This is a genomic window from Chamaesiphon sp. OTE_75_metabat_556, assembly GCF_031378165.1.
Classification (GTDB): Bacteria; Cyanobacteriota; Cyanobacteriia; order Cyanobacteriales; family Chamaesiphonaceae; genus Chamaesiphon.
On record NZ_JANNDR010000167.1, the window covers coordinates 1 to 3,011 of the forward strand.

Here is a 3,011-nt window from a genome sequence, read left to right on the forward strand (position 1 = left end):
CAATCTCACCAATATCGACCGCGTACCCCAATCGGTACATCTCTTTGGATCAATACCAAGAAGCAAACATACAGCCAACTCCAATTACTAGTATTGTGACAGACGACTTCATAACAGTCGAATCGATCGATATCCAATAGCTCAATCTCTAAGATTTGCCACTGACTAGGATCGCGTAATTCTTGACACTCACTGAGATCTGAAGCCGGATGATGTTCGATTTTAATCTCTTGAATCTGGGTCAAATACTCGATAATGCGGGGTTCGATTCGATCGAAATTAGCATCGATATAACGGGAGAGTGGTTGAAGATTGGGATTGCAACGCCGATCTTTGCCATCAACTCGCACGTCGGTACCATCAGGATTTGCCGATATGCTACGCCACCAAAAATCTGCTGTATCGTCGTACCAAAAATAGATGTCGTCGGGAATATTCATGATGATTCGATCGCTCATTACCTAGTTTATCAACTCGATCGAACCCCGAAATTGTAATATTGGCGATCGAGCTTGTAAGATATGGCAGTCAGTTTGGGTAATCTAAATGCTAGTGGCTAGATAGCTTCAGATCTCGCCACCAGCTCAATTACCCTCACCCCGAATTTATGACTTCTCACCCTAGTCCCAATACCCTGCCCCAGTGCCAAAACCTGCAAGCACAGGTAGATTCCGTGCTCGATCTCCTCAAGCAGGAGCCGACTTTGCAAGCGCGAGTGGACACCAGTGCCGTGCGCGCATCGCTCAAAAAAGCGATCGCACCTACTTTTGAGATTGTGTTTGCTGGCGCATTTAGTGCGGGTAAGTCGATGCTAATCAATGCCCTGCTAGAGCGAGAATTGCTCTACAGCGCGGAGGGACACGCCACGGGGACAGAATGCCAAATTGCCTACGCCGAGCCGGAGCAGGAGCGGGTAGTGCTGACTTTTCTATCTGAGGCTGAAGTTTTGAGTCAGGTGCAGCTATTAGGTAAAAAGTTAGGCTTGAATTTGCACGACCCGCAACAGGCGAATTTACTATTACAAGAACAAAGTTTGATGGATACGCTTCGCGATTCTTGTATCGCCATCATTCAGCAAGAAGGGGGCGAAAGCAAGTCAGAGCGAGCCAAACAAGCTTCCGCATTTAAACTCTTAATTCAAGGTTTTGTTGATAATAAAAAATACATCGACAAAACCACCAACCGCACCCTATCGATGGAGCAATTTGATTTTAAAAACCTCCAGGAAGCTGCCAGCTATGCCCGACGGGGTAGTAATAGCGCGGTATTGCGACGGGTAGAGTATTACTGTCACCATCCCCTGCTCCAAGATGGCAACGTCCTCGTTGATACTCCTGGGATCGATGCGCCAGTCAAACGGGATGCGGAACTCACCTACACCAAAATCGAAAACCCCGATACCTCCGCTGTCGTCTGCGTCTTGAAACCCGCTGCGGCTGGGGATATGACAACCGAAGAAACCGAAATGCTCGAACGGATTCGTCAAAATCCCGGCGTTCGCGATCGAGTCTTCTACATTTTCAATCGCATCGATGAAACCTGGTACAATTCCCAACTACGTCAGCGATTAGATACTCTCATCGGCGAACAATTCCGCGATTCCCAGCGTGTCTATAAAACCAGTGGCTTATTAGGCTTCTGGGGCAGTCAACTCCGCCAAACCAGTGCAAGTGACAGATTTGGACTAAATTCTTTCTTTGCTGCCAGCGTCACCCCTGATAGCGAACAAACGCCTCAATTTGTCAACGAGTTCAATCGCTATTGTTCGATCTCTGGCAAGTTGCCTGTCGATCGATTTCGGGTAGATGTCCGCAGCTACGAATCAGCCACCGAAAACTATGTCAGAATTCTCGGCGAACAGGGACGCGGTTTAGTCGAGCAACTCATCAAAGATAGCGGCATCGAAGAATTTCGGACTGCGATCACCCGCTATCTGATGGAAGAAAAACGCCCATTATTACTCGTCAATCTCGCTGACGATCTCCAACCGATCTGTATCAATCTCCGCCGCAATTATCTCGAAAGCTGGCACTATCTCAAAGCCCAACCTCAAGATGCCAATGCGATTAAAGAGCAAGAAATTCAGCTTCTGAGCAAACAGCTCAAAGATGTCGGTGATGATTTTACCCAACATATTCAATCGATCGTCAATGAAGTCGTCGCCAGCAATACTAACATGGCTTTCGAGGCAGATTTCACCAAACTCAAAGCCAAAATGGTCAGTCGTTTGGATGAATTGCTCACCACCTTCTCAGTCAGCCACGTCCACCAACAAGCCCAAGCCAGCCACCGCCGCAATTCTGTCGTCCCACTAATTGGGATCTTAAGTGAAGCCTTCTATTACCTATCCAATGGTTTAGAAGAAGTATTAGTTGCCGCCGTTGCTGAATTAGTTGCCAACTTCTTCCAGCAATTAATTACCCAAATTCAAAAGCAAGAATATTATCGCAATCTCTATCGATTACTCGGTAATGACAGCGATATCGAACAAAATCTCAAACATTTAGAAACGATCGTCTCTAGTGCCCTAATTAATGCCGCACGAGTAGAATGCGATCGCTATGTCCGCGAACGTCCCGAATTTTTTACCGAAGGGACATCTTCGCTATTCCAATTACGCCAAACTTTACAGCAAGCCTGTCGGGGTTACGATCATTACAATATGATCGAAGCCGAGCCAACAATTCGCCAGTTATTAAAGATCGACTTTGAGGAAAAGGTGCGCGAAACTGTGATGCGATCGTTCCGTCAAGTCATCAATCAATCTCTCAACAATCAATTATTACCGATCGCCAATCTCCAAGCCGAACAAATCCTCGGCCAATACGATCGCGCCCGTGCTTATTTAGCGAAAGCATTGGAAAAAGAAGCTGAAGAAAAGATTCGCCAAAATCAACGCCAATTAGCAGAAGTAGAGCAACGGATCGGTGTTTTTAATGAGGCTGTGGAGGGGATTAATAGCTGTCTGGAAGCTATGCAACTAGACAGACATCGGTTGCCAACATTGAGTC

The 3,011-nt window shown here is 46.7% G+C and carries 2 protein-coding genes; one reads left to right on the forward strand and one right to left on the reverse strand.

Annotation, left to right across the window (positions count from 1 at the left end):
- Positions 1 to 5: 5 nt before the first annotated feature.
- Positions 6 to 458: a hypothetical protein gene (locus RMO27_RS07120; protein WP_309730939.1), complete on the reverse strand. Its 453-nt coding sequence runs from the start codon at positions 456 to 458 to the stop codon at positions 6 to 8.
- 149 nt (positions 459 to 607) lie between these two features.
- Here RMO27_RS07120 and RMO27_RS07125 point away from each other — a divergent pair.
- Positions 608 to 3,011 (forward strand): dynamin family protein (locus RMO27_RS07125; RefSeq protein ID WP_309730940.1); only part of this gene is annotated, 2,404 nt, incomplete at its 3' end.

What these genes read in the sequence shown, in the direction of transcription:
- RMO27_RS07120 (WP_309730939.1), bottom strand. Translation starts at nt 458, where the DNA reads ATGAGCGATCGAATCATCATGAATATTCCCGACGACATCTATTTTTGG.